13 protein-coding genes and 1 riboswitch are annotated in these 14,907 nt (G+C 40.2%); all 13 genes read right to left on the bottom strand.

Going from position 1 to position 14,907, the window contains the following annotated elements:
* Positions 1-129 precede the first annotated feature (129 nt).
* The 13 genes from HMPREF2795_RS04985 to HMPREF2795_RS04925 all read right to left on the bottom strand — a co-directional run bounded on the left by HMPREF2795_RS04985 (position 130) and on the right by HMPREF2795_RS04925 (position 14,493).
* Positions 130-2,562 (bottom strand): ATP-dependent Clp protease ATP-binding subunit, encoded by a 2,433-nt coding sequence (locus HMPREF2795_RS04985; RefSeq protein ID WP_075228382.1) that lies wholly within the window; start codon positions 2,560-2,562, stop codon positions 130-132.
* 6 nt (positions 2,563-2,568) lie between these two features.
* Complete coding sequence (locus HMPREF2795_RS04980) at positions 2,569-3,027, bottom strand: CtsR family transcriptional regulator (protein ID WP_075228381.1); 459 nt, start codon at positions 3,025-3,027, stop codon at positions 2,569-2,571.
* Positions 3,028-3,142: 115 nt separating this feature from the next.
* Positions 3,143-3,871: an ABC transporter ATP-binding protein gene (locus tag HMPREF2795_RS04975; RefSeq protein WP_075228380.1), complete on the bottom strand. Its 729-nt coding sequence runs from the start codon at positions 3,869-3,871 to the stop codon at positions 3,143-3,145.
* A complete protein-coding gene (locus HMPREF2795_RS04970) occupies positions 3,871-4,878 on the bottom strand; it encodes an ABC transporter substrate-binding protein (RefSeq protein WP_075228379.1) in 1,008 nt (335 codons plus the stop codon). Before HMPREF2795_RS04970 ends, HMPREF2795_RS04975 begins: the two co-directional genes overlap by 1 nt.
* 37 nt (positions 4,879-4,915) lie before the next feature.
* Complete coding sequence (locus tag HMPREF2795_RS04965; RefSeq protein ID WP_075228378.1) at positions 4,916-5,674, bottom strand: ABC transporter permease; 759 nt, start codon at positions 5,672-5,674, stop codon at positions 4,916-4,918.
* Complete coding sequence (locus HMPREF2795_RS04960; RefSeq protein ID WP_075226824.1) at positions 5,637-5,927, bottom strand: thiamine-binding protein; 291 nt, start codon at positions 5,925-5,927, stop codon at positions 5,637-5,639. The genes HMPREF2795_RS04965 and HMPREF2795_RS04960 overlap by 38 nt, the downstream gene beginning before the upstream one ends.
* Positions 5,928-6,002: 75 nt before the next feature.
* A riboswitch (TPP riboswitch) is annotated at positions 6,003-6,105 on the bottom strand.
* Between the two features lie 107 nt (positions 6,106-6,212).
* The gene (cls, locus tag HMPREF2795_RS04955; protein ID WP_075228377.1) at positions 6,213-7,745 is read right to left on the bottom strand and encodes a cardiolipin synthase; all 1,533 of its coding nucleotides are present in this window, start codon (positions 7,743-7,745) and stop codon (positions 6,213-6,215) included.
* A gap of 170 nt (positions 7,746-7,915) precedes the next feature.
* Positions 7,916-8,860, bottom strand: a complete 945-nt coding sequence (locus HMPREF2795_RS04950) for a 3-oxoacyl-[acyl-carrier-protein] synthase III C-terminal domain-containing protein (RefSeq protein WP_075228376.1) — start codon at positions 8,858-8,860, stop codon at positions 7,916-7,918.
* 14 nt (positions 8,861-8,874) lie between these two features.
* Entirely contained in the window at positions 8,875-10,137 is a 1,263-nt protein-coding gene (locus HMPREF2795_RS04945; protein ID WP_075228375.1) for a F390 synthetase-related protein, read from the bottom strand.
* On the bottom strand, positions 10,115-10,930 hold the full coding sequence (locus HMPREF2795_RS04940; protein ID WP_075228374.1) for an MBL fold metallo-hydrolase: 816 nt from the start codon (positions 10,928-10,930) through the stop codon (positions 10,115-10,117). The genes HMPREF2795_RS04945 and HMPREF2795_RS04940 overlap by 23 nt, the downstream gene beginning before the upstream one ends.
* The gene (locus HMPREF2795_RS04935) at positions 10,905-11,885 is read right to left on the bottom strand and encodes an NAD-dependent epimerase/dehydratase family protein (protein WP_075228394.1); all 981 of its coding nucleotides are present in this window, start codon (positions 11,883-11,885) and stop codon (positions 10,905-10,907) included. Before HMPREF2795_RS04935 ends, HMPREF2795_RS04940 begins: the two co-directional genes overlap by 26 nt.
* Positions 11,885-13,156 (bottom strand): glycosyltransferase, encoded by a 1,272-nt coding sequence (locus HMPREF2795_RS04930; protein WP_075228373.1) that lies wholly within the window; start codon positions 13,154-13,156, stop codon positions 11,885-11,887. Before HMPREF2795_RS04930 ends, HMPREF2795_RS04935 begins: the two co-directional genes overlap by 1 nt.
* A gap of 185 nt (positions 13,157-13,341) precedes the next feature.
* Positions 13,342-14,493 (bottom strand): iron-containing alcohol dehydrogenase, encoded by a 1,152-nt coding sequence (locus HMPREF2795_RS04925; protein WP_075228372.1) that lies wholly within the window; start codon positions 14,491-14,493, stop codon positions 13,342-13,344.
* Positions 14,494-14,907: the final 414 nt, after the last annotated feature.

Genomic DNA, 14,907 nt, shown 5'->3' with positions numbered 1-14,907 from the left:
TTGCTATGCAAAACCTGATCAGTAGCATTCTGCTTTGAAATCCTCAAAACAAATGCACAATCCAAGTAGCTATTTGGGCAACAACTTTTCAAAAAAGAGGTTGAAACAATCTGTTCCAACCTCACATTTTTAAACAATCTCAAATTTTAATTGACCAGCTTTAACACCAATTTTCAGAGTCTTTCCAGCTTCCAATTCACCTTTAAGGAGAAGCTCTGCTAGCTTGTCTTCTACTTCCGTTTGCAAAGTTCTACGAAGTGGACGAGCCCCCATCTCTGGATCATAGCCTTGCTGAGCTAGAAGTTTTAGGGCAGATGCTTGGAGTTTCAAGTCAATTCCTTTTTCTGCCAAGCTTGCAATCAATGGTTTGACCATAATCTTAACTACTTCCTGCATATCTTGACTTGACAAGCTATGGAAGACTACCTTCTCATCAATACGGTTGATAAACTCTGGACGATAAGCCTTTTTCAGCTCCTCAAACATCCGTTTTTCCATATTTTCTTGGTCAAAACGAATATCCTTAGCTCCAAAACCGACTGTCTTATCATCACGAAGAGCTGTCGCACCAAGGTTTGAAGTCATGATGATGATGGTATTGGAGAAGTCAACCTTGCGACCCTTACTGTCTGTCAAGACACCATCATCCAAGACTTGCAAGAGCACGTTAAAGATGTCTGGGTGAGCCTTCTCTACCTCGTCAAAGAGCAAGACTGAGTACGGTTTGTTACGAACCTTCTCGGTCAACTCTCCACCTTCTTCGTAGCCTACATAACCTGGAGGAGCTCCGTTAAGACGGCTGGCTGCGAATTTTTCCATATATTCACTCATGTCAAAGCGGATAAGAGCAGACTCATCATCAAAGAGAACTTCCGCCAAGGCCTTGGCCAACTCAGTCTTACCAACACCTGTTGGTCCTAGGAACATAAAGGAGCCAATTGGACGTTTGTTATTGCGAATACCCGATTGATTTCGGCGAATGGCACGACTGATACTAGATACAGCTTGTTCCTGTCCGATAACACGCTTATGCAGTTCAGCTTCAAGATTGAGATATTTCTTGGCATCTGTTTGGGTCAATTTTTGAACTGGAATACCTGACAAGCGACTCAAGGTGGTCAAAATATCTGATTCTGTCACCAAATCTTTATAGACTGGAACTTCCTGTTCTTTTGCAATGAGTTGAGCAGCTTGCTTCCATTTACCATCCATCAAGGCCTTATCAGCTGGTGTTAAACCTGACTCATCTTGTTTAGCGTGTTTCGATTTATTTTGCACTGTTGCAGCTGCTTCATCCAAAAGATCGATTGCTGAGTCTGGCAAATGACGACTCGTCAAATAACGATGTGCCATTTTGACAGCTGTTTCTACTGCATCGTCTGTAATTTGGACATGGTGGTGTTTCTCGTAAGTTGCTTTCAAGCCCTGCAAAATAGCCATACTATCTGCTAAACTTGGCTCTTCAATCATCACTTTTGCAAAGCGACGAGAAAGGGCTGCATCTTTTTCGATGTGCTTTTGATACTCTTCCTGAGTGGTCGCACCGACAGTTCTCAGAGTTCCACGTGCCAAGGCAGGTTTCAAGATATTGGCCGCATCCAAGGTCGAATCAATCCCACTTCCCGACCCCATAATGGTATGAAGCTCATCGATAAAGAGGATGACCTTTCCATCTTCCTCAATATCTTTGATGATATTGTTCATACGTTCTTCAAAGTCACCACGGAAACGAGTTCCCGCAACCACATTCATCAAATCAAGTTCTAAAACTCGCATCTTAGCCATTTCATCAGGTACATCCCCGTTGGCAATACGTTGAGCAAGACCAAGTGCTAGAGCTGTTTTACCGACACCTGCATCTCCAACTAGGACTGGATTATTTTTTGTCTTACGGCTCAAGATTTGAATCATACGAGAGATTTCTTGGTCGCGCCCGATGACTGGTTCCAATTTACCCGAACGAGCTTGCTCCGTAAGGTCATGCGTATAATCTTCCAAACCTCCACTTGGTGTCTGAGGCATACCCATCATATTAGCCATGGAATTTTGCTTATCCGCTACCGTACGATGACGCTGGCGAAGGGCCTTCAAATCTTCTCTAGTCCAACCAGCACGCGCTTCAAGACTTCGACGAAGTCCAGCAATCTTGACCTGATCCTTCTGATCTTCGTAAGAAAATCCCGCTTTTTCTAAAATGCGAGTAGCTAAGGCATTGCCATCATGTAAGATAGCATAAAGAACATGCTCTGTTCCCAATACCTTGGCATGTACGACAGAAGCAACGTGCTCTGCTTCCAACAACAATACCTTCAACCGGTGTGAAAAAGGCAGCTCCTGATAATGTTCCTTATCGCTATACTTTGTTTCAGTCAGCTCTACAGCAACTTCCTCCAGACGATCAATCTCATAGGGAAATTCGTTTAAAGTCGCCCCAGCCACACTGTAACCATGATTGGCCATAGCAATCAATAGGTGCCATGACTCTAGGTATTCTGCCCCAAAATGACTTGCGACCAGAAAGGCACTTTCTATACATTCTCTCAATGCTTTTGAATATTTCATTTAGTTCTATTTTCCTTTTCTATCTACCTCTTGTAATAACTGACGGAGCATATTGGCACGGATAAGATTGGCATCATCGCCTAAAACTCGGTCTGTCGCCATCGCTAATAATAGATTCATCTCCTGACGAGTCACCAAATCCTGCTCAAACAAGAGTCTTAAAACATCTTCAAAGATAGCTAGGCTAACTTCTTCACCTACCGAATACAGTAGATCTCGAAGCATATCATGATGGTTAGAGAATTCAATTCGACCAATGCGAATATAACCTCCACCTCCTCGCTTACTTTCAACTAAATAACCTCTGCTTTCAGTAAATCGAGTCTTAATCACATAGTTAATTTGACTAGGAACAACCTGGAAAGTATCTGCCAACTGACTCCGTTGCAACTCCACAATACCAGATTGATCTAAAATTGCCTTGATGTAGGCCTCAATATGATCTGATGTATTTTTAAGTCTCATAACAAACCCACCTCTCTTTAAACCTTGACTATCTTTGACTATTATACCGAATTTTTCGATTTTTTAAAAGAAAAAGGGGCTGGTAATGAACAATCCTCACCAACTCCCTGTCTTTCTAATTATTTAATCCCAATTCCGCTAAGATTTGGCGTTTATAAGCAATTTTTTGAACTTCCTTGTCTTCAGCTTCAGACCAATTAAGTTTGACTTCAGAAACAATCTGTCCAGGCCTATTTTTCAAGATATAGATACGGTCACTAAGATTGAGGGCTTCCTCGATACTATGCGTGATGATGAGCGTCGTCAACCCTAGCTGTTTGTGAATCTCCAAATACCAAGCGTGAAGTTCCATCTTAGTCATCTCATCCAAAGCGCTAAAGGCCTCGTCTAGAAGAAAGAGCTTATGCCCGAAAAGGTAGGTACGGAGTAAAGCAACACGCTGGCGCATCCCACCACTGAGTTCATGAGGGTACTTATCCCTTACAGCCGTCAACTGAAAGGTAGCAAGAATTTCATCTGCTTTGGCAATGGCTTCTGCCTTGTCCACCTTTTGAATCAAGAGGGGCAAAATGATATTACCAAGAACGGTCTTGTGTTCCAAAAGTAGATCCTTTTGTAGCATATAGCTCACGCGCCCCTTGGGATTTTCCTCCTCGTCAAGAATGATTCGTCCAGACTGGACTTCTAAAATGCCTGCAATCAGGTTAAAGAGGGTAGTCTTTCCTACACCACTGGGGCCTAGGATAGAGACCACTTCACCTGAAGTCACTTGTAGGTTAATGTCCTCTAAAATCTTTTCATCATCGTAGGCATAGCTTACGTGTTCTAGTCTAATTTCTGTCATTATTTTACAAATTCGTTAGTAAATCCTTTATCAGTCAAATCTTCCTTGAGGATACCATTTTCTTTATCCCATTTGTAGAAGGCATTCCAGCGGTCAGCATCAAACTGTCCCCATTTTTCCTTGTCGCTAGCATACTCTTTTGATAAGTATTTCTGAGATTCGATGACAAAGTCACGTTTATCCTTTAACTCAGGTGCATTCTTGATCAAGATATCAGCCGCTTCTTCTGGGTGATCCATAGCGTATTGGTAACCTTTTTTAATAGCTTGGATGACTTTACGAGCTTCTTCTTTGTTGTCTTTCAGATAGTCATTGTTAGCGATGATAACTGGTGAGTAGTAGTCAAACTCTTTGACGTAGTCTTTCAAATACATAAAGTTGGCATCCACACCTTGCGATTTGGCAAGGATTCCATCCCAACCATAATAAATCCAAGCAGAGTCAAAAACGCCATTGGCAATCGGTGTGATCGAGTTCGAGTCGTTGTTTGGTACTTTTTCAACCTTCTCGAAGTCTCCACCTTGAGATTCTACCAAGGTTTTCAGCATAGCAAGCTCAGTTGGGTCATTCCAAGTTCCGTATTTCTTACCAACCAGGTCTTTTGGACTAGTTACATTATCAGATTTACGAGAGATGATCCCTGATGTATTGTGCTCAACGATCGCTGCAACGGCAGTAATTCCTGCCCCTTTTTCCAATTTCTTAGCCATGTAGTCTTGGAAATAAATAGCAAACGGTGCCTTACCATTGATCACCAAGTCAGATGAACTTTCTTCTGGTGGCAATTTCAAATCAACATCCACTCCAGCTTCTTTGAAATAACCTTTTTCTTTGGCTACATAAAGCCCTGTATGGTTGGTATTGGGTGTCCAGTCTAGGATAAAGTCAATTTTTTTGAGTTCTGCTTCTTTGTTATCCTTAGAAGCTGTTCCTTGGCCACAAGCCACAAGCACGACAGCTAGAAAAGCTGTTACAATCGTTAAAAACACTTTCCATGTTTTCTTCATTTTTATTTCCTCTTTTCTTTTTCCAAAACGATCTATTTTAAGCACGTTTCCATTTAATCACATATTTTTCACTGATATCGACTAGCTTCATCCCCAGAAGACTGATCAGCGATACCAGAATAATAATCGCAAACATGGTATCATACTGAAACAGTTTTTTGGACTGAATCATGTAGACACCTAGTCCTTCAAAGCCTCCCAACCACTCAGATACAACTGTTGTGATGAAAGCATAGGAGACACTGACCCTCAGACCTGCATAAAAGTAGGGCAGGCTGACAGGGATTTTAAAATGCCACAGGATTTGCCAAGGATTGGCTCGCATCAGACTAAACAAGGTCAGCATGTCCTTGTCGCAATGCCTAAAACCATCTAAAATACTAACGATGATAGGAAAAGTAGTCGTCAAGATAATCAAGACAATCTTGGGCATGATTCCATAACCCAACCATAAAACTAGGATAGGGGCTATGGCAATGGTCGGTATAGTCTGGACAACCACCATCATGGGGTAAATCAGGTCATTGAGCCATCCCAAACTATCCATAAGGACGGCCATAATACAGGCTATCAAAACACCCAAGACCAAACCTAGCAAAGCTACTCTCAAGGTTGCCCAGCTATGGTACCAGAGAAATTCTCTGTCTCGAACAAAAGACTGGAGAATCTCAAGTGGTGTCGGCAGGATAAACTTTGGTAAGAGTTTTAAGAATCCCGCCACCTGCCAAACGGATAAGACACCCAAAAATCCTAGCAGACTAATATGTCGTCTCATTATACTTTTCAAGTTTCTCATCGATGCTTAAAATCTCTCCTATATTTATTTTCACATTGGCAAAAACATTGTCCGCTCCTTGCCCCGCCACTTCTAGCGCTTCTTTGAGAATGCGCATAAGCTCATCAAACTCCCCCTCCAAGACCGTTTCAAATGGTGTCACCACCATGGTCACTTCTTGAGCTTGCAGATAAGCAATGACCTTATCAATTACAGCTATGCGGTCAATCCCCTGTGACAGGGGCAGGACTTGTAAAGCAATGCTTGCTTTCATTAAAACCTCCTTCTAAATTACAGTTTTTCTTTGTAAAAAAAGAAAAACCTCTTTCATATATGAAAAAGGTGCAAAATTAGGCCAAGTATCGTTCCCTACGCTGGCATTACCCAGATCAGGTGCGGTCGAAGTTTAACACTTCCTCTCAGACTGTACACAGACTCCCATATATTATATGGACATATGATAACGAAAAATAAATAAGATGTCAAGGAAACTGCTTACAGAAAAAGAGACGGCAAACCTTCTCTTTCTCTAATTATAAAGATGAACTAGCTCTTTCAATTAAAGCATAGGGGCGAATAACTGAGCTACTTCTTTGATTAATGTTTGATACCAAGTAGGCTTGATTGTTCCAGGAAAAATTTCTTGCGATACTTCAAAAATCTCTTCAAAGTCCTTACGAATATCTGCAATCGATGGTGTTTCGTACAATAAAACTGCATTTTCATAGTGGTGAACCAAGCTGCGATAATCAAGGTTTATGGTTCCAACAACCGCAAATCGATCATCAACAATCATTTGCTTACTATGGATAAAACCAGGAGTATACTCATAGATACGTACACCAGCAGACAAAAGATCAGGGTAAGACCCTCGAGTTACTAACTGGATGAGCTTTTTATCTGGGATAAATGGAGTTATAATTCTCACATCTACACCTCGCATGGCTGCATTTTTTATATCCTCTGTCAAATCATAATCAATAATGAGATAAGGCGTGGTGATATAGACAAAATCTTCCGCTTGATTAATCAGATTTTGGTAGACGATTTTCCCCACCTTCATTTTATAGATAGGCTTAGGGCCACTTCCATACGGGATACAAAGACCGCTACCAAATCGTGTCTGATTTTCCAAATGATACTGATCAAAGTCACTGATTTCCCCACGGTTGATGTACCAGTTCATGAGAAATAGTCTGGTAAATGCTTGAGTCGCCGGACCATCAATCCGAATTCCACTATCTTTCCAGTGTCCAAAACGTTCAATCTGATTGATATATTCGTCTGCAAGATTAATCCCGCCAGTATAGGCAATCTGCCCATCAATGACCAAAATCTTACGGTGGTCACGGTTGTTATAGGCCACTGTCATACGAGGAATCACCTTATTAAACTTATGAGCATCAATCCCTTTAGAACGCAAATGAACAGTATAATCCCCAGGCAAGGTCACCATACAACCAATATCATCGTAGAGCATCTTGACCTCGACTCCCTGAGCAGCTTTTTCTTCAAGAATTTCAAGCATACTATCCCACATCAAACCTTCGTCGACAATGTAGTATTCTAGAAAAATAAATTTTTCAGCCCTCTTCAGATCCTCCAGCATCTGTTGCCACATTTCTTCTCCATTAGCAAAGAATTGTGAGTCTGTATGGTCATAAACCTCTGCATTACTATCCATATGTAACAAGGCATTGATAATACCGTAGGCAGATTTATCAGTTTCTTGTAGGATCTGATGAAGACTATGCTCTCGCTTTTCATGAGATGCAATAGAACGAAGTTCCTGCAGTTGTTTGAATTCCTTTTTTGATAACCGACGCTCACCAAACATGATATAAAGTAAGGGACCAAAAACAGGGACAAAAGTGACAATCAACCAAGTCACCTTGCTCTCAGGAGACATGGAACGATTAACAATGGCTAAAACAGTTGCTACGCTGATCAAAAATACAAGAGTCACCCAAATAATTGGAGCAATCTGGCTCATGTAAAGAATGACTGCAAAAACTACAAATAATTCTATCAGAATTATTGCAATGCTAAAACCATACTTGGACATCAATAGTCGCAATTTTCTAGTTCCCATAACTCCCCCTCAATTTCTAAGTCTACTCCCTAATTTAACGTCTGAAAACGCTTGTTACCTTCTAGTATACTTAGTTTAGAAGAACTTAGCAAGTCTTTTCTGTTTAGGCCGATAGTTCTCCAACTGAGGTGAACAATAAAAAGCAGGCCACATACATGCCTGCTCTTATATTACAATTTTAATGCCAACATATTGACCGTCATACCAGCTGCAGTTCCCATCAGGTAAACTACATCGCCTTCTTTGGCCAAGCTATGGTCTAAAGAATAAGCTAAACCAAATGGCACAGAGACTGAAACCATATTTCCATAATCACTAACAAGGTTAAGGTACTTGTCTTCATCTACACCCAGTTTTCCCATGACCAAAGGAAGAGCGCGACTAGCTTGGTGGGGAATAATATAGTCTACAGCATCTTTAGAAATCCCAGATTTCTCTTGGAATTCTTGGAACATTTCTGGAATGACACGAGCAGAAAGCAAGAGAATTTTCTTGCCTTTCATATCAAACATAAAATTTGTCTTGGTCTCTTCAGAATACTCTTTTGGCTGATAAGAAGTCAAGCCTCCTCGAATCTCTGTATCGTGAGCCCCCTCTGACCAAGTACGTTGAAGGCTTGCTATCACTCCTTTGTCCTGACTACTTTTTTGGAAAATAAAGGCTGCTGCCCCATCACTAAAGAGTTCAAAACTTTCTTTTTGCTTTGGATTAAGACCCAAGCTACCAACTTCACTAGATACAATCAAAACACGACAGTATTCCCCAGCTTCAATCAAATGTGACATGGTTGATAAAGCAGAGATAAAACTTGTACAAGTCGTATTGATATCCATAGCTGGAATAGAGAGTCCTTTTGCCACGCGCTCATGAATCAAAGCAGCTGTACACGGAATAGGTTGAACACCAACCGCACTAGCTGATACAAGGCAATCAATATCTTTAATATTCAAATTTGCATTTTCAAGTGCACGTTGGATAGCCGCTTCTGCCAAATCTAGCTGTGTTTCTTCATTTTCTACGACACGGTAACGGGTTTGGTCTTTAAATTGCACTGTATTTTTTGGAAGGTAAACTCCATAGCCTGCAATTTCTACATGTCTTTTCACTTCTGTCATAATCTTTTATCCTTTCATAAACGTTGGATACGTTTGAGTTTACGACTTGTATCCCAGTGATAATCTGAAAATTGTATTTCAGGTGCTTTAAACTCTTTCTGTTGAGCTAAGAGTCTGAATTGCTCTGTGATTGCTGTTTCTACTTGCTCGTCCCTTCGACTCAGACAAACTTCCACTAGCTTCTCAGAATGTTGTTTAACTTGGTAATCTCCGACATTCTCCACAAAGAGAATGCAACGTCTGATAAAGTCAGGATAAATCGTGACCTGACCTCCATCTTGTCCATCAAAATAGAAGATGTCGTCAGAACGCCCCTCAACCTTGTCAATCCTTGTATAATGAGATCCACAAGGACAAGGTTCAGGATTTTCAACCAAGATATCGTTGAGCTGATAGCGATAAACAGGTTGACTGCTCCGCTTAAAATCCGTAATCACTGGATAAAAACGTCGGTCATCCAAGTAGTGTTTTTCCACAAAAATGATGTCTTCGTTGAGATGAAGATTCCCAGCCGAGCACGTACAAGCTAAGAAACCTTCCGTTGCTTGATAAACCTGATCAATAATCGGTAATGCAAAAGCGTTCGAAATTCGCTCTTTGTCACTATCTTCCAAGATTTCAGCCACCGAAACGATTTTTTGTGGGTGAATGACTAACTCCCCAGCTTTTAGACGCTTGCTCAATTCAATCAACATAGAAGCAGGCGCCACCACAATGGTCGGTTGATAATTGTTGAGACGCTCGGTATGCTCATCTGTATTCTTGAAAATATCAAAGTACTCTAAACGAATAAGCGCCGTATTGATGGTCTGATACAATTCATTATCCGCTCTGAGGAAAAAGGCTATGCGGTGCCCAAAAAGGTGACCTTTGGATAACATCTTTGCCAAGATAGCCGCTGCCCACATACTTCTCTCTTTTTCAGTTGTGATAAAGAGTCCCCGGTGTCCAGATGTTCCAGAAGACAGCCCAACAGCTATTTCTCCTTTGAGTTCTGTAAAATTACGGGTCTTCTCACTTTCGATAGCCAATGCCAAGGCCTCGTCTCGATCCACACCTTGAGTATTAAGCTCATTGAAATGCGTCATCATAAATGCTTTATCCATATGGTCAAAGTCGTTAGGTACACCATTTTTAAAATAAGGCGACTCACGTTTGAGAAAGTCCATATAGGCAGCCAACTGCTTTTTCTGATAGTTTTCTAAGGCTTTTCGAGATTTAAAATTATGTAGCCAACGAGTTTGGAAAAAAGTTTTAAGAAAGGTTATTTTTTTCATATAAAATCCGCTCAATCCTTTCTACAGGGTCATGGCTAACTAGCACTTCTATTCCATCCTTTAAAACTTCTTCCAAGAGCTCTGTTCCTTTGATATAGTCAGCCTTACTATCTTGCACCAAGGAAGGAATCAGATGCATCTGTTTAGTGTAAGGCAAAAGGTCAATTCCCCAACAAAGGTCTGCTGCGATAAAGAGATGATAGTCTGGAATAAAGAGGCAAGCTTGTCCCTTGGCATGCCCATCAATAGAAGAGACAAGGATACTTCCGTCTCCAAACAAATCATAGGTAGGACGGTAATTAAAGTTGGAGTTTTGCTGATCTGCCTTGATGACTGTCAGTCTTTCCTCGAAGTCACTCGGCAAAAATTCTTTAAAAATTAAATCTTTTAGTTTTGGTTTCTTGTAAACATCATAGACTTCCTGGGTCAGGATAAAGTTTGCATTCGGAAAGAAGCTAGCTCCTCCCAAATGATCTGGATGTAGATGAGACAACAAGACATAGTTGATTTCTTCTGGCTTGATTCCTTGAGCCTTCAGCAAATGCGAAATCTGATCCTGCTCTATCATTTGAACGGGCGTCCCCAAGCGATATAAAGCATATCTTAGTTTTGTCTTAATATCGTAGTGATAGCCAGTATCATATAGCAGATAACCTTTATCCCTGTGCTTAATCAAAAAGACACCTGCAGGGAAAGTCATCTTTCTATTCTTAACACCTTTAAAGAGCAAACCGGCATAACTCGTACAATATCCCGCTGGGAAATACTCAATGCTTTCGATAATCTTGGACATATTGTTCAATCCCTTCTGAAATACTAATTTTCGGACGATACCCCAATTCCCTCTCAGCCTTGCTAATATCTAGAGTTTGACTATAACGAAGTAGATAATAGGTATATCGTATTAAAGGCGGTTCCCCTTTCAGATTCAAGGACTTGTAAAGAAACTCTAAACTACTTGCAATTCCTGCTAATAGAGATGCTGGAATTTTTCTATATTTGATTGGGAAACCCAAACCTGTCAAACTTTCCTCTAACAAATCTCTAAAAGCCCTCGGTTCACCATTAGTAATGTTATAGACCTCACCTTTTGCTTCTGAGACTTCTAAGGCTAAACGAATTGCGAGAGCAACATTTTCCACACAAGTCATGTCCATGAGCTGACGCCCATCTCCAATTAAAGGAATACCAATTTTTTGACTAAGATTGATCACCCGTGGCAAGATGCTGGTATCTCCAATCCCAAACAGTCCCCGAGGCCTCAAGATAATACTAGGAACATCTGGATAATCCTTAAAGAGTCTCTCCGAAGCCAATTTACTACGTATATAGTTATTGAGATTATTTTCCTTTGGTGCATCACTTTCTTTGATTTCCAACTGATCCTTAGGAGCAGCGTAGATGCTTGGTGAGGATACATAGACTAAACGTTGAATATCTGTTTGGCGACATGCCTCGAGAACATATTTGGTTCCTAAAACATTAGCCTGATAAAAATCTTCCCATGGCCCCCAAATAGTTGAAAGAGCCCCGGCATGAACAACCATGTCTATCCCTTGACATGCCTCTAGCACATCATCAGCTTTGGTCAAATCACCCTGAAAAAAACTGACAGAAGAGTCTTCCAAGGATTGCCCTACCTGACTATTTCTACCAAAAGCTCGCACTTGGTAACCATGCTCAACTAGTTCTTCTACAACATATTTACCCAAGAAACCAGTGGCTCCTGTAACTAATACTTTTTTCATCATTCTTTCTCCTTATCTGCTAACAGACGGTGGATTTCGCTTTCCAAAATTTCTGTTGGATGATAGGATTGTGCAGCCTGGCGTAAAATTTCTAATTCTGACCAATCTTCTTTAGCAATTAATTTTTCAAATGCCTGCCCAATCTCCTGGCTATTATCTCTTTTAGCTGTGAAAGCAACACCCGCTTCCACACCACGAACAGCATAATCATATTGGTCGTAGTCATGAGGCAAAATCAAAGCCGGTTTACCATAAATGATACACTGATAAAAAATTCCCGCTCCACCATGATGAATCACATAATCCATCTGAGGAATGTATTCTTTGTAAGGAAGATAAGAAACAAGGGACAGATTCTCCATCAGATTCTCACACTGAAAAGGTTCTCCACCAACTCCACGAGTCACAAAAAAGTGAAAATTAGGATGCGCTTTTACTAGTTGCTTCGCTTGAAAGATTAGATTATCTTTGGCCCATGCCAGTTGTGTCCCACAAGTAACCAAAACCTTTTTTCGATTAGGGAAAACCGACAAATCTAAAGGATAATCCTCTCCTGCCTCAACCGAAGCACCAGAAGGACCAACCCACTTGTAGTGTTTTGGGAATCCCTTTTTTAACTCTACTTCTTTCATCCCTATACCAAGGATTGAATATGGAGAATAAATAGTCTCTTGGTCCAGCTGATTATAGAGTCTAAAATTATATCTCTTTAAACGATCACGAAACGAAAAAGATACAATCCGTTTTACTAACCGAGTTCCCTTTCTACCTAAAAATTGTACTGCAGACTCCCAGACATTCTTGGGACTCCCCATCCCACCAATTAAACAGGGCGGGCCATCAGTAGTCTCTAAAACAAATTGTGTAGCCATGGTAGTAATCCAAGGAATTCCAAGCTGATCTGCCACGAGCCCACCTGACAAAGTTATAAAATCAGCAATAACAATATCTGGGCGATTCTTTTGCCACTCTTTCATTAATTGATCAGAAACTAAATTAATTAAATCAATACTAGCAGAAAGTTGATGATAGGCTGATAAAATCCCTAATTGTTCAGAGTTATTTGCTGCCTTTTCAAATTCCTCAATATGATCTTCTAGTATGGTAACTACATTAAAACCTGCAGCCTCAGCAACAGTTTTCTTCTGAGGGCCTGTAAATAGACGAATCTCATACTGAGGATTGTCTAATAGAGGTAGTAATAAATTCATAGTTGGATACAAATGACCACTTAAAGGGACAACTACAACATCAATTTTGATTTTCTTCATAGTTCTAGCATATCAAATTTTCAAAAAAAGAACTATCACGAGGATAGTTCTTCTTAAATATTATTGGCTTTAAATCATAGGAATAGTATTTGATTTCCTCATACATTATTTGAATAATCGGGAGGAATTCAGTAATGTAAGGATCTTAAATTTACTATCCCACAAGGGCTCTGAAGTAGCTTTCGTTAGAACAATTCCTTATAGAAAGCAATGGTTTCCTCCAAAGTTGGCATAAATGGATTACCTGGTGCACAAGCATCAATCAAGGCATTCTTAGAAAGGTATTCAAAGTCAAAGTCTTTTTCTTCAATACCTAGTTCTGTCAATTTCTTAGGAATACCGACAGTTTCAGATAGTTTTTCAATTTCAGAAATAGCATAAGCAGCACATTCTTCATCTGATTTTCCTTCAATTTTCATTCCCAAGGCTTTCGCAACATTACGGAAGGCTACAGGTACACGTTTGGCATTTTCACGCTCAACGACTGGCAAAAGCATAGCACAGCACACGCCATGAGGCAAGTTATAGACAGCCCCCAATTGGTGAGCCATTGAGTGAACATAGCCGAGTCCAGCATTGTTAAAACTCATTCCGCCAAGGAAGATAGCATTAACCATACCTTCTCGAGCTTCGATGTCGTGTCCATTTTCTACCGCACGTGGAAGATATTCTTTGATTAGCTCGATAGCTCCGATAGAGAGTTTCTTAGTCACATCATAAGCACCTGGTGTTACCAAAGCTTCAACAGCGTGAGTAAGAGCATCCATACCAGTAGCCGCAGTCAAAGCTTGAGGTTTTGAAACCATCAATTCAGGGTCATTAACAGAGATAAGGGCAAGACTGTTTTTATCCACCATTACCATTTTAACCTTACGTTCTTCATCAGTGATCACGTAGTTAATGGTAATTTCTGCTGATGTACCTGCAGTAGTATTGATAGCGACAACTGGAAGACCTTTTTGAGCAGACTTATGCAAACCTTCATAATCCTGTGGTTTACCACCATTAGTCGCGATTACAGAAATACAGCTAGCTGCATCCTGTGGAGAGCCACCACCGACCGAGATGATAAAGTCACAGTTGTACTCTTTCAAAGCAGCAACCCCATCCATAACATTTTTACAAGTAGGGTTGGGTTCAACATCACTAAAGATAACGTAAGCAATCCCTTCATCATCTAAAGGTTTTAAAATTTTTGGCAAGATATCACTTGATTCGATAAACTTATCTGTCACCAAAAGAGCCTTACTATAACCCAATTCCTTAACATAAGGCCCAACTTCATTTACCACACCTTTACCAATAAGGTTAACTGCTGGAACGTAAAATGTTGCCATATTTTATCCTCCTTGCGCTTTTTACGCTATATATTTAGGTTAATTATATAATATATTTTCTACATTTTCAAATATTTGTGATTTTTTTAACAAATAGGAGATTGAAAAAATATTTTAATAAAATTTCATAAGGAAAAGATAACCAGACAAATTTGAGATGGATTATTTTATTGAAAAAAGGCTCTATAATATTTGTAGTGGGTGAATCCCCTATGGATATTATGGGCCTATTTTTGTGTAGAAAAAAAGTCCCATAAGATCTATAATGAAAAGCGACCAAACCATCATTAGAAAGAATCATATGGAACAATTACATTTTATCACAAAACTACTCGATATTAAAGACAAGAACATCATAATCTTGGATTATCTTGATGCTGGAACGCATAAAGAAGTCATCGCTAAGCTAGATTA

It is taken from the genome of Streptococcus sp. HMSC056C01 (genome assembly GCF_001811305.1).
Taxonomy (GTDB): Bacteria; Bacillota; Bacilli; order Lactobacillales; family Streptococcaceae; genus Streptococcus.
The sequence above is the reverse complement of the archived record's forward strand: the minus strand, read 5'-3'. Positions and strand labels throughout refer to the sequence as shown.

What these genes read in the sequence shown, in the direction of transcription:
- HMPREF2795_RS04945 (WP_075228375.1), bottom strand. Translation starts at nt 10,137, where the DNA reads ATGAAAAAAATAACCTTTCTTAAAACTTTTTTCCAAACTCGTTGGCTA.
- HMPREF2795_RS04935 (WP_075228394.1), bottom strand. Translation starts at nt 11,885, where the DNA reads ATGAAAAAAGTATTAGTTACAGGAGCCACTGGTTTCTTGGGTAAATAT.
- HMPREF2795_RS04965 (WP_075228378.1), bottom strand. Translation starts at nt 5,674, where the DNA reads ATGAGAAACTTGAAAAGTATAATGAGACGACATATTAGTCTGCTAGGA.
- HMPREF2795_RS04975 (WP_075228380.1), bottom strand. Translation starts at nt 3,871, where the DNA reads ATGACAGAAATTAGACTAGAACACGTAAGCTATGCCTACGATGATGAA.
- HMPREF2795_RS04970 (WP_075228379.1), bottom strand. Translation starts at nt 4,878, where the DNA reads ATGAAGAAAACATGGAAAGTGTTTTTAACGATTGTAACAGCTTTTCTA.
- HMPREF2795_RS04950 (WP_075228376.1), bottom strand. Translation starts at nt 8,860, where the DNA reads ATGACAGAAGTGAAAAGACATGTAGAAATTGCAGGCTATGGAGTTTAC.
- cls (WP_075228377.1), bottom strand. Translation starts at nt 7,745, where the DNA reads ATGGGAACTAGAAAATTGCGACTATTGATGTCCAAGTATGGTTTTAGC.
- HMPREF2795_RS04930 (WP_075228373.1), bottom strand. Translation starts at nt 13,156, where the DNA reads ATGAAGAAAATCAAAATTGATGTTGTAGTTGTCCCTTTAAGTGGTCAT.
- HMPREF2795_RS04985 (WP_075228382.1), bottom strand. Translation starts at nt 2,562, where the DNA reads ATGAAATATTCAAAAGCATTGAGAGAATGTATAGAAAGTGCCTTTCTG.
- HMPREF2795_RS04960 (WP_075226824.1), bottom strand. Translation starts at nt 5,927, where the DNA reads ATGAAAGCAAGCATTGCTTTACAAGTCCTGCCCCTGTCACAGGGGATT.
- HMPREF2795_RS04940 (WP_075228374.1), bottom strand. Translation starts at nt 10,930, where the DNA reads ATGTCCAAGATTATCGAAAGCATTGAGTATTTCCCAGCGGGATATTGT.
- HMPREF2795_RS04980 (WP_075228381.1), bottom strand. Translation starts at nt 3,027, where the DNA reads ATGAGACTTAAAAATACATCAGATCATATTGAGGCCTACATCAAGGCA.
- HMPREF2795_RS04925 (WP_075228372.1), bottom strand. Translation starts at nt 14,493, where the DNA reads ATGGCAACATTTTACGTTCCAGCAGTTAACCTTATTGGTAAAGGTGTG.